This is a genomic window from Aquiflexum gelatinilyticum (assembly GCF_024813435.1).
Lineage (GTDB): Bacteria > Bacteroidota > Bacteroidia > Cytophagales > Cyclobacteriaceae > Cognataquiflexum > Cognataquiflexum gelatinilyticum.
The window spans coordinates 130,249-150,246 of the sequence record NZ_JANAEZ010000007.1; the positions used below are offsets into that span (position 1 = coordinate 130,249).

Consider the following 19,998-nt stretch of genomic DNA (forward strand, 5'->3'; position numbering starts at 1 on the left):
AACAATTACAACCCTACAACCCGACAACGCGCAGCAGAAAACAATTTCAGTATGCAGTCTCAGTTTTCAGTTTGCAGACCTAACCACGCGCTTCAGACAACCCGACAACTTGAAAACCCGACAACGCGAAGCTGACAACAATTCCAGTATGCATTCTCAGTTTTCAGTTTGCAGTCCTGACAACGCGCAGCAGGTAACTTCACAACTGTTACAACAATTACAACAATTACAACCACTACAACAATTCCAACCCGACAACCCGACAACGCGAAGCTGACAACTCGACAACCCGACAACAATTTCAACCACTACAACCACTCTAAATTTTTCCCTATTTTTAGCCCCATGTTCCAACGATTCTTTCAAATCCTCAAAGCCCCGATTGTTTTTGTATTGCGCAAGCCGACTATATGGTTTTCCAAGAAGATTTCTTCCTCGCCGGATAGGGAATCTGTTTTCAAGCGTCTGACAGAAATATACCGGGATATCACCCAAAACCCCGAACCTGAAGAAGGCGCACTCTACCACCTTGACATGCGCAACAACAGCTTTATCATCTTCAGCGATGTGCACAAGGGGAATAGAAAAGGCCGGGATGAATTCCGCCATGCGGAGAACAATTACCTTACTGCTTTGGAACATTACAATGAAAAGGGATCATATTATATCAATTTGGGCGATAGCGAGGAGTTTTGGAAGTTCAACATCTTCTCCATCATGCAGCACAACAAAAAGACTTTTGAGGTGGAAAAGAAGTTTGTTCAGCGGAATGCTTTCTTCAAAATCTATGGCAACCATGACCTTTTTTGGAAGATAGATCCATTTTCGAAGATGTACCTACGGGAGATTTATGACAAAGCCATCAATATCTATGGCGGTATCGTGGTGCGGGTCAAATACAAAGACGGGAGGCATATCGATGTGTTTTGTACACATGGGCATCAGGGGGACAAAAGGAGTGATGGCAATAAGTTTTCGATTTGGTTTGTGGCCTACATTTGGGGGCCTTTGCAGTCATTTTTGGATATCAACATCAACACACCTGCTCTCAGCCAAAAGGAAAAAACTCTCCACAACAAACTCATGTACGAGTGGAGTCAGCAACAGGAAAATGTGGTTTTGGTAACCGGACATACCCATCAGCCCATCTTTCACTCCTACAGTCATATCCAACAGCTTAGGGCACAATTGGTGGAGGCACAGAAAAATGGGGATGTGGATAAGTCTGCTGAATTGGAAGAAAAGATCAAAAGGCATCCGAGTCAATGTACGCTTGGAGTCGAAGATTTGCCGAAGTACAAGCCCACCTACTTCAACGCCGGCTGTTGCTGCTACAGTGACAACAGCATCTCGGGGATTGAGATCGCTGATGGATTTGTAAGGCTTGTCCGGTGGGCAGAGGAAGAGGGAATCTCCAAAAGGGAGCTCTTGGAGGAATTACCCTTGGATGAGATGAGGGACATGTTCATGGATAAATAAGCTCGCAAGCTCGAAAAACATAATCCCACAAAGACACTGAGACACAAAGGCAATAAGTCCCGCGAAGGCGCAAAGACGCAAAGAAAAAGTGTTTCCCGTTGTCCTGCTTCTCCAGAAGCTGTATAACTTCTTATCTCACGCCAATTCGCAAAGCCGCAAATCAGTCGGATGGCTTCAAGCCGTCAGACTATCATTTTTTAATCCCGCAAAGTCGCAAAGACCCAAAGAAAAGCCCATTGCGATCCTTTGCTTAACCATAGCGTCCATAGCGGTAAAAAACTTTTCATAACAGAAGTCAAACTCTATGCCCTCTGTGGTAAAATAGAATGCCAAATACTTCAAATTGCGCCCCTTAGCGAAACTTTTGTGAACATGTCGGTTAATAGCAATGGAAAAGCAAATCATGTGGACCAGATGTTCTGACGGAAAATGACGATTGGTGTCCCGTCATCCTGAAGGAGGCACGACTGAAGGATCTCAGTTAAATTAGTCACCATGAGTAAAGTAAAAGGTCTGACCAAACTTGTCAAAGATTAAGGAGATTCTTCATCTCCGCAAGCTGCGGCTCAGAATGACGTGATCAATCGAACATGCAGAGAATTTTCCATTGGGTCCTTCCGCGAAACCTTTGCGGTCATTGCGGTTATAACACAGTTCTCTGTGCCCTCTGTGGTAAAATAGAATGCCACATATTTCAAATTGCGCTCTTAGCGAAACCTTCGCGTCCAATGCGGTAAATAGCACTTTATTGATTAACTTTTGATACAACTTAACTTCATACTATATGGACAATGAAAAAGTTATCCACAATTTTTACAAAGCATTTGCCAAAGGAAAAGCAGATGAAATGGTTTCTTATTACCATCAGGATATAGTCTTTGAAGATCCTGTTTTTGGAAAGCTTAGGGGCGAACAGGCCAAAAGTATGTGGAAAATGCTGATCGAACGAAGTAAAGGCAACCTGAAGGTATCTTTCTCAAATATCAAAGTGGTTAGGAATTCAGGCGAAGCGCATTGGGAGGCAGTTTATCCATTTGGTCCTGACAAAAGAATGGTCCACAACAAAATCACAGCCGAATTTGAATTCAAGGACGGAAAAATCATCAAACATACGGACAGCTTTGACTTGTGGAAATGGTCAAGGATGGCTTTGGGTTGGAAAGGGATATTATTGGGTTGGTCTCCAATGGTCCAAAACAAAATCAAAAGCCAATCCCAATCTCTGCTAAAAAAATACATGCAGCAATAAGCAATGAATAACCATTCAAGATTGAATTGGCGATCACAAATCAGCGGAATATTATTGACCTTCCTCGCATAGAAAATTCAATCATGTCGAAAATCAATAGCTTGGATTTTGTTTTTTCGGCTTTTTAAATCAAAAAACTATTATTCCTATCGAAGTTTTGAAATATTCGAAAGAATGTTCTAAATTCCCACGTCTTGCCGGCCACAGCTACAGTTCAGGTGGAAAATCTCATCTCAACCAAGTAAAAGTACGGAACCGTATTTTTATGGGAATTTTTCTGGGATTTTTCACCTTATTTTTTTGAAAGAGAATTACCTGGCTTAAACCGCTTGCACCCTTACTTCAATATTTCCCTTAACTGCCTTGGAATACATGCATTGCGCATGGGCAGCCTCGACCAATTCTTGTGCTTCTGACTTGGAGGAAGCCTTTGGAATGCTGACAGCGATGTCTACTGCCAAAGCATAGCCACCTTTGTCTGATTCTCCGGTATGAACTTTCACAGTGATTTCTGAATCCATGAGACTCACTCCCTTTGCGATAGCAGCCAAGGTACCTCCAAAGCAGGTGGCATATCCTGCGGCAAACAATTGTTCAGGATTTGTCTTGCCCCCTGGACCGCCGATTTCCTTTGGCATGGCCACATCGAAATCCAACATGCCGTCATCTGTCCGGACATGACCTCTTCTTCCACCTGTGTTGATGGCTGTGGCTGTGTAGCTGATGTTTATTTTTTCCATGAGTTCGTTTGGGTAAAGTCTTTGATCAGTTTTTTGGTAAGGGTTGACAGATTAGATAACTCATTTTCTTCCCAACTGTTGAGAGATGTGGCTACTTTTTCGGGGATTTCTTTGGCTTTGGCTTGTAGGGCTTTGCCGGGGTAGCTGAGTTCCACTACTACTTTCCGTTCGTCATTTTCGCTCCTGTTGCGGTGGATAAGGTTGGCTGATTCCAATCTTTTGAGCAAAGGTGTGAGTGTCCCTGAGTCCAATTGAAGCTTTTCTCCGATTTGTGAAACCATTTGCCCATCTTCCTCCCACAGTACCAGCATCACCAAATACTGTGGATAAGTTAATCCTAATTCCTGTAGCGGTTCTCTGTAAGCTTGTGAAACCAACCTAGAAGCTACATAAAAGTCAAATCCGAGGTCATTTTGAAGGTTTGGTAAATTTGGCATATAGAAGAAATATATTGTTCACAATTCAATTTATGGAAATATTATTAATGAACAAAATTAATCCCACAAAGCCACGAAGACACAAAGGAAATTAATTTCAAATTGGAAATTCTTCCACCAAGTCTGAAGGCTTTTATGTTATTTATTGGACTTTGGTGGTAAAGAAAAAAAAGCCCTTCCGAATTCAGAAGGGCTTATGATACAGCTAACCAATAACCAAATAACACATTAACCAATAACCAATCAATAATACCTCCCAATCATAGGATGGTCTACAATTGCCCTTTTCAGTTCCAAGGCATTGATTTCACCCATTCTTGTGTAAGCCATTTTTCCTCCTGGTTCGATCAAAAGGGTGATAGGGAGACTTCCGTCCCAACCGTTTTTGACCACATCGATGACGGCGTATTTGTCTTCTGTATCGATCAGGTAATTGGGGACAGCAGAGTATTTGCTTTGGAGAAACTTCAGGACTTTATCTTCCTGATTGGGGTTATCCATACTGAGGGAGACAAACTGAAAATCCCTGCCCATGTACATCCTTTGGATTTCAATAAACTCGGGATATTCGATCACACAGGGACCACACCAAGTCGCCCAAAAGTTAATCAGCAATAATTTGTCAGTGTCGTTTTTGAGCAGGTCAGCCAATTCGGTTGTGGATATCTTTTGAACTTCCACTGGTTTTTTCTTCCATTCTTCATTGGTTTTGAGGGTGTATTCATTTTTCCAAGCCCATTTGGTAGAGCATCCAAAGGCCGGCGTGATAGACTTATCCACAGGCAGGGGTTCTCCGGCCAAAGTTTTTTCGATAGCGTTTCGGAGGTCTTCTCCGTTGGCCGTACCGGGTTTTTCGGAAGCATCTATCCTGCCTGAATAGCTGAGTTTTCTTTCTTTGTCAAATACAAAAACCTGTGGGGTAGCTGTCGGACCATAAGCCAGGGAATATTGATGGGTGTCTCCATCATAGAGGTAAGGGAAATTATACTTTTTATCCACATACCGGATCTGCATGCTTTTGTAATCGTCACTTAGGTCGGTATAGCCCAATTCTTCCGGTAAAATACCTATGGGACTGTTTGGGGAAATAGCCACGAAAGCAACGCTTTTTCCTTTGTACTCATTGACCATGTTGATAAACCTGTCCTCATAGGCCTGTGCTGTCGGGCAGTGGTTGCAGGTGAAGTTGATGACCAATACATCTGCATCTTTGAAGTCATCGATCGAGACCATTTTCCCTTCTACATCAGGCAAATTGAAAAAAGGGGCCTGATCTCCGATTGCCAATTTTCCAACAGGCTGTTCGGTCATCTCCTGTGGATTGGGAGTAAATACTGTGGTGGAATCCTGCGTTGTCTCTTTTTCTTCTGAGGATTCCTGTTTGCCGCATGCTCCTAAAAAAGCCATGCTCAGAACAATCAGAAATGTGGATAAGTGATGTTTTTTCATAGGTTTGGGATTTAAAAAAAGGCCTCTCCAATCGAAGAATGGGCAGGCCTTTTGACTAGCTTATTTTACATATGCCGCCTTGTTGAGGTATTCAAAGCTTTTTTGGACACTTTCGATAGGTTCATAATTGTACTTTTCAACCTCAACATAGAAATCCTTCATTCCTTGGGCATAGGCAGCCTCGAAGATCGGTTTGAAATCCATGGTTCCGCTTGCTCCGATTTCTTCTTCATCTTTGATATGGAGAAGAGGAAACCTTCCCGCATATTTATTGAGGTAATCCACTGCCGGATAACCACCCTTTTGGGACCAATAGACGTCGAGTTCGAAACACACAAGTTTCGGATCGGTATTTTTGATCATGTGATCCATCATGATGGTTCCTTCTATTTTTTCAAATTCTCGTGAGTGGTTATGAAAGCCGAACATCAATCCTGATTTTTTGGTCACTTCACCCACAGCATTGTAATAATCGCACCAAATATCCAATTCTGCCAAGGTTTTTGGGATAGGCATGGAGGGCTTGATGAGGTATTTGGCGCCCATCTTTTTATGGTCATCGGCAGCTTTTTTCCACCAATCCAGCGCTTCCTGTTTCTTGGCAGGATCATATTGCGGTCCCCCAACATGGGCACTTTGCAGTTTCATTCCTAAATCTTCAATGTACTTTCTGTAAAACAGCGGTTCCATTCCGTAAATCAATCCATCTTTGTAACTCGCATTTTCAAGGTGCCTGTATCCAATAGAAGATACAAGGCGTAAAGTGCCCTGAGGATCATCGGTCATGGCCTTTCGTACAGAATATAACTGCAGTCCTATTGGCTTTTTGGCAAACGGTGCAGCAAATAAATCCTTGGGGGCAAGGATACTTCCCAATGCCAACGCGCCTGATATTTTTAAGAAATCTCTTCTTTTATTCATGATATGATGGGTTTAAAGTTTATATCCGTTTTCGTAATTGTAATGCATTTTGTCGTTGGCTTCAGGATCATGTGGAAAAGTCTGGCTTTTTGGATCCCAATCTAAGGGACGACCCAATTCGGCAGCAATGTTGCCGATGGTACAGACGACACAGGTGCTGTGGCCGATTTCCACGGGAACGATCGGATCTTTTCTCTTGATAACTGAATCTATAAAATCCCAATAATGTGGTGGATAACCTAGCTTGGGCAACTCCATGGTGGGCTTAAGACTTTTGTCAGAGGAATCAAAATTTCCTCTCGAAACCTTGATCCAACCCTCTTCGCCAATAAATTGAACGCCTTGCCTGTTGCCGTCAAAAGGTCCGACGACCATTTCTACTCCGTTGGCATAATGGTAAGTCAGTGGTTTTCCGTCTTTGGCCGGAACGACTTTGACAGGGCCGCTTCTGTCCATTCCCAATCCCCATTGCGCAATGTCAAACATGTGCGCGCCCCAATCTGTCATGTACCCTCCGCCGGTTTCTTTGTAAGATCGCCACGCCCCCCAAAGCTTTTCATTTTGTTCCGGATCGAGTGAAATGGGTGGATTGAGCTTTTCATTGTAATGGAGTTCAGGCAAAGGACCCAGCCATGTTTTCCAATCCAAACCTGCAGGTATTTCTTGTTTTTCAAGGTCATAGGGAACCGGATGTTCCGGTTGGCCGACATGGACGAGCACCTGTTTTACTTTTCCGATTCTGCCTTTCAATACCATACGGGCAGCATGTTGGAAGTTGACATCCGAGCGCTGCTGACTGCCGACGGCGAGAACAGTACCATGCGACCTAACCGCTTTGACCAATTCCTGACCTTCATGAATGGTGAGGGTAAGAGGTTTTTCGAGGTAAATATCTTTTCCGGCTTTGCAGGCATCAATCGCCATAAGGGCATGCCAATGATCAGGGGAGGCAATGACAACAGCATCGATATCGGTTCTAGCCAATAAGTCTTTATAATTAGAGTAAACATCAATTTTGGGAGGCGTTTTGCCTAATTCCCCGCTGATCTTATTGACCCTGAGTTTGAATCTTTCTCTTTTGATTTCATATACATCCGCACAAGCCATTATTTCCACCCCGGGAATGCGCATCATGCCATTCAGTATTCCCATAGACTGACGCCCGACGCCAATAAATCCCAATCGAATCTGATGGATGTCAGCGGATTGCATTTGATTAGAGGCAATACTTATTCCTGGCAAAAAAGAAAGGCCTGCAGCGCTAAGAAGTGAGGCTCCTAAAAATTTCCTCCTGGAAATTTGGGGAAAGTTTTTTTTCATTGTTTTTTGGGTTTATTGTTAATAACTACCCCTACAAGGTAAATTTGGATTATCTCAGGGTAAATTGCTATTTTTAGATATGGACAATATAATATTACTTTAAATCGGGCTTTCATAAAAGTTTAAACTACTAAAATTCAGTCTTGGAATAGGTTAGTTTGATGAAAGCCATGTTTTCTTATTTGTAAGGTGATGGACAAAAAAAAACCCAAAATACTCGTCATCGGATCAGCCAATATGGACATGGTGATCCGAACCGATCATTTTCCTACTCCCGGTGAAACTATAATGGGAGGAGAATTTTCTTTGATTCCCGGTGGAAAAGGTGCCAACCAAGCTGTGGCTTCTGCCAGATTGGGAGGAGATGTCTGCTTCATTACCCAATTGGGAAAAGATATTTTTGGAGACCAGAATCTCGAGAACTTCAAAAGAGAGGGAATAGATACTTCATTCATCAAACAGAATCCTAACCAACCAACGGGTGTGGCACTGATTACTGTGGATAAGTCTGGAGAAAATACCATCATCGTTGCCCCGGGAGCAAATCATACGCTTTCGGTTGCCGAAATTTCAAGTGCATCCAATGCTTTCCAACAGGCAGATATTGTGCTTGTACAGCTCGAAGTCCCAGTGCCAATAGTTGTGGAAGCATGCCAAAAAGCCTATGGCTTGGGTAAAAGGGTAATCCTCAACCCAGCGCCTGCAATGGATTTGCCTGAAAGCTTGTTTCGCTTTCTATACCTTATAGTTCCAAATGAAACCGAAGCCGAGTTCTTGACAGGGATCAAAGTCATCGGCGAAGCCTCTGCCTATCAGGCAGCATCTAGGTTGAGGAACATGGGAGTCCAAAGAATCATCATCACGATGGGAGGTGTTGGCGCTTTTTTATTTACGGATACCTTTCAGGGAATTATTCCAACAACGAAAGTGGAGGTAAAAGATACAACCGCCGCCGGAGATACCTTTTGCGGAGCTTTGGCAGTGGCTTTGGGAAATGGGAAGAATATCCAAGAAGCAGTGGCCTTTGCTTTGAAAGCCGCCACGCTGTCCGTGCAGAGATTTGGTGCCCAGACGTCGATACCGTATTTGGAAGAACTTTGAGAAAGGATATGCTAGAAGCGAAAGACGAGAAATCGGACGTCACTCTGAACGTAGTGAAGAGTCTCAGCTAAGGGAGATTCTTCACCTTCGCAGGCTTCGGTTCAGAATGACGGATTCCTCAACCCGACAACGCGCAGCAGATAACCCGACAACCATTACAACCATTACAACAACTACAACCATTATAACCATTACAACCCTACAACCCTACAACCCGACAACGCAAATCTGACAACCCTTCCAACCCCCCTAACCCTATGAAAACCAAATTGTGGATAACTTTTGCCCCTGTCCTTTTTGGATTGGTGTTTTTTTCTTGTCAAAAAGAAACTGTAACCGAAGTGGAAGCTCCTGCTACTTATGAAGAAGGCGCTACCATTGCCATCAGTAAAGAAAAACTTCAGGATAAAATCAAAGGAGGATGGGCAGGTCAGGTGATCGGCTGTACTTATGGCGGACCGACAGAATTCCGGTTCAACGGCACCATGATAGGCGACCATGTTCCCATTCCTTGGGATGAAAATCAGATGCTGTGGTGGTACGAAAACTCTCCCGGACTGTATGACGACGTCTACATGGACCTGACTTTTGTGGATATCTTTGAAAAACACGGTTTGGACGCTGCAGATTCCCTACACGCCTTTGCCTTTGCCAATGCGGAATACCAGCTTTGGCATGCCAACCAAGCCGCCCGCTACAATATCCTCAACGGCATGATGCCTCCGGCTTCCGGGTATTGGAAAAACAACCCACATTCCGATGACATCGATTTTCAGATCGAAGCAGATTTCGCCGGATTGATGGCGCCGGGAATGGTCAATGCTGCCGCAAACGTCGGTGACCGGATAGGCCATATCATGAATTATGGGGACGGTGTCTATGGCGGGATTTATGTGGCTTCGATGTATGCCTTAGCCTTTGTCCACGATGATATGGAATTTGTGGTGGAGGAAGCCCTGAAGACCATTCCGGCGGAAAGTGAATTTCACCAATGTATTGCTGACATTATCCGTTGGCACAAGCAATATCCTGAGGATTGGAAGCAGACTTGGTTTGAAGCCCAAAAGAAATGGACCAAAGAAAAAGGCTGTCCTGATGGGGTTTTCAAAGCTTTTAACATTGATGCCAAAATCAATGCCGCCTACATTGTCATCGGGCTTTTATATGGTGATGGTGATTATGGCAAAACCATTGACATCAGCACCCGCTGTGGCTATGATTCAGACTGTAATCCGGCCAATGCAGGAGGGATTTTGGGAACCATGATCGGATACAGCAATATTCCCGATTATTGGAAACAGGGAATCGACAAAGTGGAAAACATGAATTTCAAGTATACCACCATGTCTCTCAACAAAGTATATGAGGTCGGTATGGATCATGCGATCCAAATGGTCAAAAGAAACGGAGGCGAAGAAACTGCCGACGGCATTACCATCAAATACCAAAAGCCCGTTACCAAACCTCTGGAAATTGGTTTTGAAGGAATTTATCCCACCAAAAGGGCTTCCATCTTTAAGCCTCTGAACCAACAAAACTCCATTGTTGAATTTGCAACCACAGGAAATGGATTTGTACTGACCGGAGAGGCGGTCAAAGATGCCTCACTTCCTGACGCAGTCTTGGAGTTGGAGGTCTATGTGGATAACTTGCTCATGGAAAAGGTCAAAATGTCCACAAGCTTCCAAAGCAGGAAGCATGAGATTTTTTGGAATTATGACCTGAAGGAAGGAGACCATGCTGTCAGACTTGTAGCCCTCGACATCCCTAGTGGATACCGTGTCAATGTCAACGAGGCCATCCACTATTCCTCTGTTGATCCGGGCAATAAAAACTATTAAACCCAAAATTATGAAAAAGACTTTCCCCATTTTCCTTTATCTGATGGTTCTGCTTTTTTCCTGTACCGGAAAAGTAGAAGATACAACCGAAGAGGAAGTTTTACCTGTTGAAAATAAAGTGCGGCTCATTTATGACACAGATGCAAACAATGAGTTGGATGACCAGTTTGCCCTGATTTACCTTTTGCTCAACGGGGAGACTTTTGATCTTGAAGGCGTCACTGTCAATGCGACCAAAAGCGGCGGGGATATCAACGGACATTATGAAGAAGCAAAACGGATCATGCAGCTTGGTCTCAGTTATGAAAAGATTCCTTTACTCAAAGGGGCCAATGGATCTTTTGCCGACATCCAGCCTACTGTCGCAAGCGGGAATTTTGATGGTCAGGAGGCAGTGGATTTCATTATCGAACAGGCAAATGCCAATAATCCCGAAGAACTCATTCTGCTTGCTGTTGGGAAGTTGACCAATGTCGCTTTGGCTTTGGAAAAAGACCCATCCATTGCCTCCAAAATGAAGGTGGTTTGGTTGGGATCCAATTATCCACAACCCGGAGAATACAATCAGGACAACGATACCGTTTCTATGAATTATTTATTGAATACGCAAGTTCCCTTTGAAATGGTTACCGTCCGCTATGGCGAACCTTCAGGAACGGATGCCGTCAAGGTCACCCAAGCTGAAATCAACAGCCGCATGCCCGGTTTGGGACCACAGATAGAAACCCCGATCGTTGGCAGGCATGGCGGAGAGTTTCACAATTTTGGAGACTATGCGGTCAACTTGTTTGAGCATATCGAATACCATGGCGATCCACCTTCGCGGGCTTTGTTTGACATGGTCGCAGCGGCGATTTTGAAAAATCCTGTTTGGGGAGAAAAAAGAGAGATTCCTTGCCCGATCCTGATCGAAAACCAATGGATAGAAAGGCCCGAGAATTCTCGAAAAATAGTCCTTTGGGAGAATTTTGACCGTGATGCCGTCATGGATGATTTTTACCAATCCTTTATCGATTACCAAATCGTCAATCCAAAATAATCCTTCCTATGTACATCATAGAATCTTATTCTCTAGCGGTTGTCTTTTGTATCATCACCATGTTTTGTTGGGGTTCTTGGGCCAATACCCAAAAATTGGCCGGTTCTTCATGGCGGTTTGAATTGTTTTATTGGGATTATGTCATCGGGATTGTTATCCTCTCTTTGGTTTTTGGCTATACCTTGGGAAGCAGCGGGGAGGCAGGAAGGGGATTTACGGAAGATTTGTTTCAGGCTAGCAGCAGGAGTTATTCGCTTGCCTTTATCGGAGGGGTGATATTCAATCTCGCCAACATCCTCATCGTGGCCGCAATTGCCTATGCCGGAATGTCGGTGGCATTTCCTGTCGGCATCGGACTCGCCTTGGTTTTGGGCGTCATCGTCAATTATGTTTCCAACCAGCAGGGAGATCCTGTCATGCTCTTTTCAGGGGTGGCTTTGGTGGTAGCAGCTATTGTTTTGGACGCTTTGGCTTACAGAAAGCTCGCCTCGACAAACCAAAAAAACCCCAAAGTAGGATTGGTTTTGGCTTTGGTAGGAGGATTTTTGATGTCTTTCTTTTACTTCTTTGTGGCACAATCCATGTCGCTTGACTTTTCCAATCCTGAAGGCGGGAAATTTACCCCTTATGGTGCAGTATTTGTCTTTTCGATAGGGATCCTGCTGAGCAATTTTATGTTCAATACTTTCCTGATGAAAAAACCCATCGAAGGACCCGCATTAAAAGCACCGAATTATTTTGCCGGCAAGCTTCCCGTGCACCTTTTTGGAATCATGGGTGGGATAATTTGGTGTGTGGGAATGTCATTTAGCATCATCGCAGCAGAAAAAGCAGGTCCTGCCATTTCCTACGGCTTGGGTCAGGGGGCTACGATGGTCGCCGCTTTTTGGGGAGTATTTATTTGGAAGGAATTCAAAAAAGCACCCAAAGGTACGGGCAACCTGATTGCAGGAATGTTTTTGTTGTTTGTGATTGGGTTGGGGCTGATTGTCTATTCGGGAGTTTAAATTTCCTATGATGGGAAATTCCTTTTTAATTCTTTCATTTTTCAATTAAAATCAAAAGAAAAAGAATTTCACTTTAATTCCGAACCAGAAAGTGCTTTTTTGGATTCACATATTATCTCCATATAACTCCCTATATGACTATACAACAACTTGAATATATCATTGCTGTGGACAAACACAGGCATTTTGGACATGCGGCGGAGTCCTGCTTCGTGACACAGCCTACCTTGAGTGCGCAAGTAAGTAAGTTGGAGAAGGAACTTGAAGTAATATTATTTGACCGTTCCAAAATGCCGGTGATTCCTACGGAAATCGGAACACAGATCATTGAACAGGCCAAAAGGGTCGTTTCCGAAAGTAAAGGGATCTTTGAGCTTGTTTCCCAACTCAAAGGCGACATCAGCGGTGTGATCAAATTGGGGATAATTCCCACTTTGGCACCGTACCTACTCCACCGATTTATCAGGTCATTTCTTGAAAAATATCCCCATGTAAAGCTTCAGGTAGAAGAAACGATAACGGAGGAAATCATCAGAAAATTGAAAAATGATGAACTCGATCTCGGGATTGTGGCCACTCCTTTGGATGAAAGCGGGATTGTGGAAAAGCCGATGTTTTACGAAAAGTTTTTTGCATACCTGTCAAAGGGCCATCCTTTGCTATCCAAGGAAAAACTATTGGTCAAAGACCTTGAAACAGATGACATGTGGATGCTACAGCAGGGCCATTGTTTTAGAGACCAAGTATTGAATCTCTGCAGTCAGACCAAATTCGAAAGAATGAATTTCCATTATGAAAGCGGTTCCCTCGAAGGGCTGAAGAACATGGTCAACCAATATACCGGTATCACGCTGTTGCCGGAATTGGCCACAGCTTCCCTAAATGAAGAAGAAAAATCCCGCCTGAGGTCATTCAGTGATGAGACGCCCGTGAGGGAGGTAAGTATCGTGCTGACTAGGAGTTTTTTGAAAAAGAAACTGGTGGAATTGCTATACCATGAAATCTCGGCAGCTATTCCTCAACACATGACGTCCAAAGCCTATGGAAAGGTAGTCCGGTTTAAATGATAGGATTGTGGATAAATCAATTTGGTAAATAATTTTGTAATTTTCCAATCTTTCAATCTTTCAATTTTCCAATCCCTTATGTCCTCCCACCATTTTGTCAAAGAACAACAAGAGCCGGCTTTGCTGATATTGAATACTGCCGGAATCAGTTTTGAGCAGATAGCGCCCTTGTTGGAATGGGTCCCCACCATCTTGGTGGTACAGGATGAAGTGCCTGTTGTCATTTCTTGGGGCGTCAAGATTGACTTGATTTTGGCAGAAATGGAATTTCAAAAAAGCCATTATCACCTGCTTGAAGAACAATATCCTGTGAAGTTTTTGGGTGTGCAGGAAGAAAATTTCCTTGAAGAGGGACTTCAGTACCTGATTGCTTCCAAACATGGGGCGGTGAATATCATTGGCCTTGATCACCTGAAAGTCTTTGAACTTGAGCCGATGTTGGAGTTTTTGGATATTGTGGTTTGGGATGGCCCGATACGTTATTTTCCAATTAAAAATGGACAGTTCAAAAAATGGTTTCCTGATATTTCCCTACAGCTCCATGCTCCGGAAGGGACAATATTGGAAGTACATACTCCCGAAGGAAATGAAATGGTTCAGGTCAAGCACGCCACATTTATTGAGGTAGAAGAAGGGACTACCATCATCAAAGGAAACGGGATTTTTTGGATCGGAGAATTTATGAATACCTGATACCCCGGATCATTCTTTGCCTTCCATTTAAGTCTTCGAAAATTTTGACTTGCTCAAATCCCAAATTTTCCATCAGTTCTTTGGTCTCCTTTCCAAAAGCCTCATTGATTTCGAAATAGATTTTTCCTCCTGATTTGAGGGTTTTCAGGGCTTTTTGAGAAATGGTTCTGTAGAACAGTAGGGGATCCTCATCATATACAAACAAAGCCAAATGCGGTTCATAGGCCAAAACATTGGTATGCATCAGGTCTTTTTCTGAATGTCGGACATAGGGTGGATTACTGACAATGATGTCAAAATCTTTAAATGGAAGTTCTTCATTTAATACGTCTATTTGAAAGAAATCAACTTTGGACTGCAATAGGTTAGCATTCTTTTTGGCTATATCCAAAGCTTCCTCACTGATGTCAAGGCCCAAGACTGTAGGCGTTTTCATTTCAAGATCAAGGGTAATTGGAATACAACCAGATCCTGTTCCGATATCCAAGATACACAGACCTTCATTTGGGTTTTCTTTGATGATCAAATGGACGAGTTCTTCTGTCTCATTTCTCGGAATCAACACCGCAGGAGAAACAAAAAACTCCCTTCCATAAAATGGCGCTTTGCCAAGAATGTATTGGATGGGCATGCCTTGCAACAGGTTTTCAAGTGCTTGAGACAGTTCCTGAGGCTCCTTATCCAATCCTTCATTCTTCAAAAGATCCATTCTTTTTTTTCCCAGATAGGCTTCAAATAGCCAAAAAACGAGGCTCTCGGCTTCCTGTTTGGGATAGAGCTCTTGTAGTCTTGCAACATAATCCTTAAAAAGCCCTTGTAGCGTTGTCATATTTTCTCTTTGCTTACATTTATAAAATTAAAAAAAACCACAGCACCAATCCCATAAAAAACGACATCAAAGATATCTGCTTTATAAATGTCTGAACAGATTGGAAGTACAAATTCAAACAATAAGGAGAAATAAGCCCATCCAATAAAGACTTGGAATTTGGTAAATACAAATGATTGTTTCATCGGATGGATCCATCTAAAAACCTGTAGCGTAATACCAAGTACGACAGGCATCGCCATCAGGTCGTCCAAATAAGCATGGACATAAGGAATGAAAAGGTTTTGTTTTTTTTCCAGGTATTGATTGATCCAAAAAACAATACAGGGAATGATGAAAAAAGGGTTTTTGAAAATAGCCATCAGCCCGGCATCATGGCGATCAGCCAAACAATAAAAGTGATGATAGCCATATAGATGGTGTAAAAAAAGTTTCCGACAATTTTAGAGTTTTTGACAAAAGGACTGTCTGTTTCTTTGATAAAGAAAATCCATTTTTCATGGTTTGCCTTGGCTTCTTTTTCCCGGATGAGGTGATATTCCAAGTCTTTTCCCCCTAGAGATGCACCGCAGTGATCGCATGATTCGTGGATATTGTTAGTCCAAGAAGACCACTTGCCGCAGGTGGGGCATTTTTTTTCTCCCATGCCCTAAAAATAAAAAACAAATCCGTAGGAAAATGCTCTCCTACGGATTTGTTTAATTTGAGCCAATCACTTGTCATTTATAAGCGAAGCTCATTTCTTTTTTGATAGAAGAATCAGGAAGGTTTACAGTTTTCTTATGGAGAATAAAGTTGCCGATCACCAATGCATCAAGTCCTGTGGAATAAAAACACCTGATGGCATCTTTCGGGGATTCTACTACAGGCTCACCCTGTATATTAAAGCTTGTATTCAGCACGACCGGTACGCCGGTTTTTTCTCCGAGTTTTTTGATGACGTCATAATATCTCGGATGAAGTTCTTTTCTGACAGTCTGCAACCTCGCACTTCCATCCACGTGGGTCACAGAAGGGATAACACTTTGTTTGTCTTTGAGTACATTACATACTTTGAGCATAAACGGCGCCTCTACCTCTAGGTCAAAAAACATGTCTTTAGCTTCCACGATGGCCGAAGGTGCAAATGGCCTGTAAGCTTCTCTGAATTTGATTTCCGAATTGATTTTGGCTTTCATATCAGGGAATGCCGGATTGGCAAGGATACTCCTGCTACCCAATGCCCGTGGACCGATTTCCATAGGACCTTGAAACCAGCCTATGATTTTTCCGCTTTCCAGCAATCTTGCTGCTACTTCACAGATGTCCTCATGCTGTGAATAGTTAAGTTTACAGCCTTTAAGGATTTTCTCAATTTCTTCATTGGAATAGCTTGTCCCTACATATGGGTTGAGGTGGACAAAGTTCCTTGGGTTTTTCAAAATGCCATTGTATAGGTAATAAGCCGCACCGATCGCGGTACCGTTATCTCCTGCAGCCGGCATGACGTAGACATCTTTGAATTTGCTTTCGCGAACGATCCGTCCGTTCATGACACTATTCAGAGATACTCCCCCTGAAATCACCAGGTATTTAGCTTTTGTTTTTTCATGTAGGATCTCACAAATTTCTAAGACACGGTCTTCCAAAACCCTTTGAAAAGCAGCTGCCACGTCCATATGGTGTTTTTTGAATTCCTCTCCCGGTCTCCTTGGACTTCCAAAAACCTCTGAAAATTTTGGTGACAGATGAGAGAATTTCAAAGGATTATACTGCATATTTTGGAAATTGAAGTAACTCAAATCCAGTTTTACCCTGCCTTCTTTGTCGATAGAAACAATCTTTTCAACTTCCTTTTTGAAAACTTCAGGATCACCCATCGGAGCAAGTCCCATGGTTTTGCCTTCATCATAATTGGTCTTGAAGCCACAAAATTGCGTCACAGCCTCATAAAAAGAACCCAATGAATGTGGGAAGAAACTTTCTCCAAAGCCTTCGATTTTGTTGCCTTCTCCTTTGCCCAACCATGTGGTGGCCCATTCGCCGGACCCGTCTATTCCCAAAAGGGCGGCAGACTCATAAGGAGAAACAAAGAATGAACCCGGAGCATGTGAAAAGTGATGGGGAATGAAGTGCACTCTCGGGCCTAAGTTTTTTGACCCAAAGATACCTTTGTACCATTTCCAAAATCCTTTTTGTTTTCGGTATGAATGCACAAATTCATGACTGATAAAATGTCGGATAGTCTTGACATGGGTGACGCCATACAACAGCTTTTTGCCAAGATTATGGCTAGGCTTGATAGATACGGCAATGTGATCAATGTCTTTGTACTTCAATTTTGCAATTTCCAGACAACGTGCAATAGCCAATTCAGGAAAAAGTTTGGTATGTTTGTCACGGTTGAGTCGCTCTTCCTCAATAGCAGCGACAAGCTTTCCATCTACTACAATGCAAGCAGTAGAATCATGAAAATAGTAATTCAGGCCTAGTATAACCATAAAGAATAAATTGGGCGTATAGTGGGTGATATACGGATTACAAAATAATTTGGGAATGAAAAATAGAAATAAAAATCAAAAAAAATCTCTTTTTAATCCAAAAATTTTTCTAAAAAAAACCAAAGATAGTTTTCCAATTACAAGTCGCGTTTTCCTTGGTAGGAACGTCTTGGGTTTATTCTAATCAATATGCTATGAAAAAGATTTTCCCTTTAATCCTCACATTTTCAGCCATCATGCTTTTCTCCTTTCAATGCGAGGAAGTCAGTCCGGCAGAGAGAATTATCGATGGATGCATCGATACTTCCAAGATAAATACTTCCGCCGCCTGCATCATGCTATATGATCCTGTTTGTGGTTGCGACAAAAAAACTTATGGGAATAGTTGCGTCGCTATTAACGCCGGTGTTCTTTCGTATACCCAAGGCGCCTGCAACTGAAGTTTCTTTTTTTTCCTTCCGGGTTCCTAACGACCAACACAATAAGTTAAGGTTCACCGGAAGGTTTTTTTTATGCTTTTTCCCTCCGGATTTTAAGATTTACGGAGAAGGTTTGATAGATCGATTATTACTTTTATTTATCAACCTCCGGCAATATAATCTGGCAAAAATGAAAAAAGTAATTTAAAAGAAACTCACCTTAGAATCAAAAAATCAGCATGGTTGAAAACTTCACCATCTGATATTTCAAGAAACTCAACTTTGGCCAAGAGAGGTCCATGTCTCAGCCATACTTCCATTTCCATCATAGCAGAAGGATTACCTTCCATTTCTACCAGGACGGACCCATCCGGCTCATTTTTCACCCAACCTTTAATCCCCAGCCCCAAGGCTTTTTGTTGGGTACTTTTCCGAAAGAAAACGCTCTGAACCCGGCCCGAAACTTTGATTTGCTTATTGATCTTCATACCATTTTTCTTCGAAAGTAGAGGTTACTTCCACATCTGCGGTAAGCACCCTATATACCATCCAAAGAACCAATGCTGGCGAAAAGGAAAATACTAACAGTATCAAAGAAGTAGCAAGGTTGACCTGAATGGCTGTCACATAGACGATCAATACAGCGGTTACCAAATAAACAGGAAAGAGGTAGTTTTTCATGGCTATCAATGTTTTATATCCTGATAACAAAAAATCAAAACCGATTGTTGCATCTGCTTCCAATCCAAATCAGAAAGACAATCTTTGTGGGATTGGGGATGGAATAGGTCTGTTAGCACTTTGACATTCAGGAATGGGCTTATTCACTTTCAGCTTCAAGCCAGCCTGAGGCAAGCTTGTATCCAAGTGTCAATATGATGGCCCCGGTAAAAAGCCCGATGAATCCGGAAAATATAAAACCCCCTATCGCGCCCATAAACACAATTGCCATCGGTGCCGGTGCGCCTTTGCCCAATAAGATCGGCTTGAGAAAATTGTCCAACAATCCTGCTGCGATCATCCAAACGGTAAATAGGGTTGCTGTCAGGCTGTCCGCTGTCCCCCAGATATAGATAATGGTCCCGATCGAAACCGGAAGTATACCGATCTGTACAATAGACAAGATTAAGCAGATTAAAATCCAAACTCCTGCAAAGGGTATCCCGGCGACGACTAGGCCTAAACCGGCAAAGATGGATTGGATCAAAGCCACTCCCAATATTCCTTTGACCACGTTCCGGATCGTCACCTCCGCACTTTCGGCCATATCCTCACCCATTTTGCCGGCAAGTTTGGTGAAAATCGTCTTGAGCATTTGCGTGCCCTCCTTGGCATAGGCGAGCATCACCCCACTGATGCCAATGGACAATGAAAACAGCAACAATCCCTTTGCACTGCTCTTCAAGAGATCCAAAAACTTCAGCAAATAGGGTTTGATTTCTTCTTGGTGATTGGTCAGGGTTTGCGAAAGACTTGACGAAGCCTCAGCCCACAGACCATAGATCTTTTTCCCGATTATCGGCCATTCTGCCACCTTGTCGGCCGGAGGAGGTATATGCAGGTCATTGCTTCGGTAGGCATTGACTAACTCCTTGAATTCATCCGCAGTCGCGATCAGCAACCACACTCCCGGCCCGATGATCAGCAACAGGAGCGTGAGCGCAATGATGGTGGCAGAAAGTGCATTTTTTCCCTTCAACCTGCGTGAAAGCCTGACATGAAGAGGGTAAAATGTCGTCGCCAAAACAGCTGCCCAAACCAAAGGTGTGATAAATGGCTCAAGGATGAAAAAACACCAAACCAATAACAGACCTAGCGCAAGCAATTGCAAAGAATGATAGACAACAGGATTGATCTTGATTTTCTGGTTGGATTGAGGCAAGTTCTTTTCCATACAAGTTGCTGAGTGTTTGGGTTTCAGAGTCTA

21 protein-coding genes are annotated in these 19,998 nt (G+C 43.0%); 9 read left to right on the forward strand and 12 right to left on the reverse strand.

The genetic code is table 11. From position 1 onward, the window contains the following. The first annotated feature begins 345 nt into the window (after window positions 1-345). Both NK987_RS15550 and NK987_RS15555 read left to right on the forward strand, forming a co-directional pair. Window positions 346-1,479: a metallophosphoesterase gene (locus NK987_RS15550; protein ID WP_259264593.1), complete on the forward strand. Its 1,134-nt coding sequence runs from the start codon at window positions 346-348 to the stop codon at window positions 1,477-1,479. 784 nt (window positions 1,480-2,263) lie between these two features. After that, a complete protein-coding gene (locus NK987_RS15555; protein ID WP_259264594.1) occupies window positions 2,264-2,728 on the forward strand; it encodes a nuclear transport factor 2 family protein in 465 nt (154 codons plus the stop codon). A gap of 320 nt (window positions 2,729-3,048) precedes the next feature. Here the strand turns inward: NK987_RS15555 and NK987_RS15560 are convergent, their stop codons facing one another. The 5 genes from NK987_RS15560 to NK987_RS15580 all read right to left on the reverse strand — a co-directional run bounded on the left by NK987_RS15560 (window position 3,049) and on the right by NK987_RS15580 (window position 7,595). After that, complete coding sequence (locus tag NK987_RS15560) at window positions 3,049-3,468, reverse strand: organic hydroperoxide resistance protein (protein ID WP_259264595.1); 420 nt, start codon at window positions 3,466-3,468, stop codon at window positions 3,049-3,051. Next, the gene (locus tag NK987_RS15565; RefSeq protein WP_259264596.1) at window positions 3,456-3,905 is read right to left on the reverse strand and encodes a MarR family winged helix-turn-helix transcriptional regulator; all 450 of its coding nucleotides are present in this window, start codon (window positions 3,903-3,905) and stop codon (window positions 3,456-3,458) included. The genes NK987_RS15560 and NK987_RS15565 overlap by 13 nt, the downstream gene beginning before the upstream one ends. A gap of 243 nt (window positions 3,906-4,148) precedes the next feature. Beyond that, window positions 4,149-5,354 carry a redoxin domain-containing protein gene (locus NK987_RS15570; RefSeq protein ID WP_259264597.1) on the reverse strand — a complete coding sequence of 402 codons (1,206 nt, stop codon included), beginning with the start codon at window positions 5,352-5,354 and terminating at the stop codon, window positions 4,149-4,151. Window positions 5,355-5,414: 60 nt separating this feature from the next. Beyond that, entirely contained in the window at window positions 5,415-6,275 is an 861-nt protein-coding gene (locus NK987_RS15575) for a sugar phosphate isomerase/epimerase family protein (protein ID WP_259264598.1), read from the reverse strand. 12 nt (window positions 6,276-6,287) lie between these two features. Continuing rightward, window positions 6,288-7,595, reverse strand: coding sequence for a Gfo/Idh/MocA family protein (locus NK987_RS15580; RefSeq protein ID WP_259264599.1), 1,308 nt, complete (start codon window positions 7,593-7,595; stop codon window positions 6,288-6,290). A gap of 192 nt (window positions 7,596-7,787) precedes the next feature. On the opposite strand from NK987_RS15580, the gene rbsK reads away from it, so the two are divergent. The 6 genes from rbsK (at window position 7,788) to NK987_RS15610 (ending at window position 14,343) form a co-directional block, all read left to right on the forward strand. Then, window positions 7,788-8,696 carry a ribokinase gene (gene rbsK / locus NK987_RS15585; protein ID WP_259264600.1) on the forward strand — a complete coding sequence of 303 codons (909 nt, stop codon included), beginning with the start codon at window positions 7,788-7,790 and terminating at the stop codon, window positions 8,694-8,696. Between the two features lie 257 nt (window positions 8,697-8,953). Beyond that, window positions 8,954-10,537: an ADP-ribosylglycohydrolase family protein gene (locus NK987_RS15590; protein WP_258422217.1), complete on the forward strand. Its 1,584-nt coding sequence runs from the start codon at window positions 8,954-8,956 to the stop codon at window positions 10,535-10,537. 10 nt (window positions 10,538-10,547) lie between these two features. Beyond that, window positions 10,548-11,576, forward strand: coding sequence for a nucleoside hydrolase (locus tag NK987_RS15595; RefSeq protein WP_259264601.1), 1,029 nt, complete (start codon window positions 10,548-10,550; stop codon window positions 11,574-11,576). Window positions 11,577-11,584: 8 nt separating this feature from the next. Beyond that, window positions 11,585-12,583: a GRP family sugar transporter gene (locus NK987_RS15600; protein ID WP_259264602.1), complete on the forward strand. Its 999-nt coding sequence runs from the start codon at window positions 11,585-11,587 to the stop codon at window positions 12,581-12,583. Between the two features lie 134 nt (window positions 12,584-12,717). Beyond that, window positions 12,718-13,650 (forward strand): hydrogen peroxide-inducible genes activator, encoded by a 933-nt coding sequence (locus tag NK987_RS15605; protein ID WP_258422214.1) that lies wholly within the window; start codon window positions 12,718-12,720, stop codon window positions 13,648-13,650. A 78-nt stretch (window positions 13,651-13,728) separates the two neighbouring features. Continuing rightward, window positions 13,729-14,343, forward strand: a complete 615-nt coding sequence (locus NK987_RS15610; RefSeq protein WP_259264603.1) for a thiamine pyrophosphokinase — start codon at window positions 13,729-13,731, stop codon at window positions 14,341-14,343. Here the strand turns inward: NK987_RS15610 and prmC are convergent. The 4 genes from prmC to NK987_RS15630 form a co-directional block, all read right to left on the reverse strand. Beyond that, window positions 14,330-15,172 (reverse strand): peptide chain release factor N(5)-glutamine methyltransferase, encoded by an 843-nt coding sequence (prmC, locus tag NK987_RS15615; RefSeq protein WP_259264604.1) that lies wholly within the window; start codon window positions 15,170-15,172, stop codon window positions 14,330-14,332. The two genes, NK987_RS15610 and prmC, sit on opposite strands and share 14 nt — an antisense overlap. Further along, on the reverse strand, window positions 15,169-15,561 hold the full coding sequence (locus NK987_RS15620) for a magnesium citrate secondary transporter (RefSeq protein WP_258422211.1): 393 nt from the start codon (window positions 15,559-15,561) through the stop codon (window positions 15,169-15,171). The genes prmC and NK987_RS15620 overlap by 4 nt, the downstream gene beginning before the upstream one ends. Continuing rightward, entirely contained in the window at window positions 15,534-15,818 is a 285-nt protein-coding gene (locus tag NK987_RS15625; RefSeq protein ID WP_258422210.1) for a hypothetical protein, read from the reverse strand. The genes NK987_RS15620 and NK987_RS15625 overlap by 28 nt, the downstream gene beginning before the upstream one ends. 73 nt (window positions 15,819-15,891) lie before the next feature. Beyond that, the gene (locus tag NK987_RS15630; RefSeq protein ID WP_259264605.1) at window positions 15,892-17,652 is read right to left on the reverse strand and encodes a carbamoyltransferase family protein; all 1,761 of its coding nucleotides are present in this window, start codon (window positions 17,650-17,652) and stop codon (window positions 15,892-15,894) included. Window positions 17,653-17,846: 194 nt separating this feature from the next. Here NK987_RS15630 and NK987_RS15635 point away from each other — a divergent pair, with 194 nt between their 5' ends. Next, complete coding sequence (locus NK987_RS15635) at window positions 17,847-18,092, forward strand: Kazal-type serine protease inhibitor family protein (protein WP_258422208.1); 246 nt, start codon at window positions 17,847-17,849, stop codon at window positions 18,090-18,092. Window positions 18,093-18,286: 194 nt separating this feature from the next. On the opposite strand, the gene NK987_RS15640 is transcribed toward NK987_RS15635, so the two are convergent. From NK987_RS15640 to NK987_RS15650, 3 genes are all read right to left on the reverse strand, one after another. Continuing rightward, on the reverse strand, window positions 18,287-18,559 hold the full coding sequence (locus tag NK987_RS15640) for an acylphosphatase (protein ID WP_259264606.1): 273 nt from the start codon (window positions 18,557-18,559) through the stop codon (window positions 18,287-18,289). Beyond that, on the reverse strand, window positions 18,546-18,752 hold the full coding sequence (locus tag NK987_RS15645; protein WP_259264607.1) for a hypothetical protein: 207 nt from the start codon (window positions 18,750-18,752) through the stop codon (window positions 18,546-18,548). The genes NK987_RS15640 and NK987_RS15645 overlap by 14 nt, the downstream gene beginning before the upstream one ends. Window positions 18,753-18,891: 139 nt before the next feature. Continuing rightward, window positions 18,892-19,965: an AI-2E family transporter gene (locus tag NK987_RS15650; protein ID WP_259264608.1), complete on the reverse strand. Its 1,074-nt coding sequence runs from the start codon at window positions 19,963-19,965 to the stop codon at window positions 18,892-18,894. Window positions 19,966-19,998: the final 33 nt, after the last annotated feature.

Excerpts from the sequence above, each read along its gene's own strand:
- NK987_RS15565 (WP_259264596.1), bottom strand. The coding sequence starts at position 3,905 with ATGCCAAATTTACCAAACCTTCAAAATGACCTCGGATTTGACTTTTAT.
- NK987_RS15645 (WP_259264607.1), bottom strand. The coding sequence starts at position 18,752 with ATGAAAAACTACCTCTTTCCTGTTTATTTGGTAACCGCTGTATTGATC.
- NK987_RS15580 (WP_259264599.1), bottom strand. The coding sequence starts at position 7,595 with ATGAAAAAAAACTTTCCCCAAATTTCCAGGAGGAAATTTTTAGGAGCC.
- NK987_RS15600 (WP_259264602.1), top strand. The coding sequence starts at position 11,585 with ATGTACATCATAGAATCTTATTCTCTAGCGGTTGTCTTTTGTATCATC.
- NK987_RS15610 (WP_259264603.1), top strand. The coding sequence starts at position 13,729 with ATGTCCTCCCACCATTTTGTCAAAGAACAACAAGAGCCGGCTTTGCTG.
- NK987_RS15595 (WP_259264601.1), top strand. The coding sequence starts at position 10,548 with ATGAAAAAGACTTTCCCCATTTTCCTTTATCTGATGGTTCTGCTTTTT.
- NK987_RS15625 (WP_258422210.1), bottom strand. The coding sequence starts at position 15,818 with ATGGGAGAAAAAAAATGCCCCACCTGCGGCAAGTGGTCTTCTTGGACT.
- NK987_RS15640 (WP_259264606.1), bottom strand. The coding sequence starts at position 18,559 with ATGAAGATCAATAAGCAAATCAAAGTTTCGGGCCGGGTTCAGAGCGTT.
- NK987_RS15555 (WP_259264594.1), top strand. The coding sequence starts at position 2,264 with ATGGACAATGAAAAAGTTATCCACAATTTTTACAAAGCATTTGCCAAA.
- rbsK (WP_259264600.1), top strand. The coding sequence starts at position 7,788 with ATGGACAAAAAAAAACCCAAAATACTCGTCATCGGATCAGCCAATATG.
- NK987_RS15550 (WP_259264593.1), top strand. The coding sequence starts at position 346 with ATGTTCCAACGATTCTTTCAAATCCTCAAAGCCCCGATTGTTTTTGTA.
- NK987_RS15635 (WP_258422208.1), top strand. The coding sequence starts at position 17,847 with ATGAAAAAGATTTTCCCTTTAATCCTCACATTTTCAGCCATCATGCTT.
- NK987_RS15650 (WP_259264608.1), bottom strand. The coding sequence starts at position 19,965 with ATGGAAAAGAACTTGCCTCAATCCAACCAGAAAATCAAGATCAATCCT.
- prmC (WP_259264604.1), bottom strand. The coding sequence starts at position 15,172 with ATGACAACGCTACAAGGGCTTTTTAAGGATTATGTTGCAAGACTACAA.
- NK987_RS15630 (WP_259264605.1), bottom strand. The coding sequence starts at position 17,652 with ATGGTTATACTAGGCCTGAATTACTATTTTCATGATTCTACTGCTTGC.
- NK987_RS15570 (WP_259264597.1), bottom strand. The coding sequence starts at position 5,354 with ATGAAAAAACATCACTTATCCACATTTCTGATTGTTCTGAGCATGGCT.
- NK987_RS15590 (WP_258422217.1), top strand. The coding sequence starts at position 8,954 with ATGAAAACCAAATTGTGGATAACTTTTGCCCCTGTCCTTTTTGGATTG.
- NK987_RS15560 (WP_259264595.1), bottom strand. The coding sequence starts at position 3,468 with ATGGAAAAAATAAACATCAGCTACACAGCCACAGCCATCAACACAGGT.
- NK987_RS15575 (WP_259264598.1), bottom strand. The coding sequence starts at position 6,275 with ATGAATAAAAGAAGAGATTTCTTAAAAATATCAGGCGCGTTGGCATTG.
- NK987_RS15605 (WP_258422214.1), top strand. The coding sequence starts at position 12,718 with ATGACTATACAACAACTTGAATATATCATTGCTGTGGACAAACACAGG.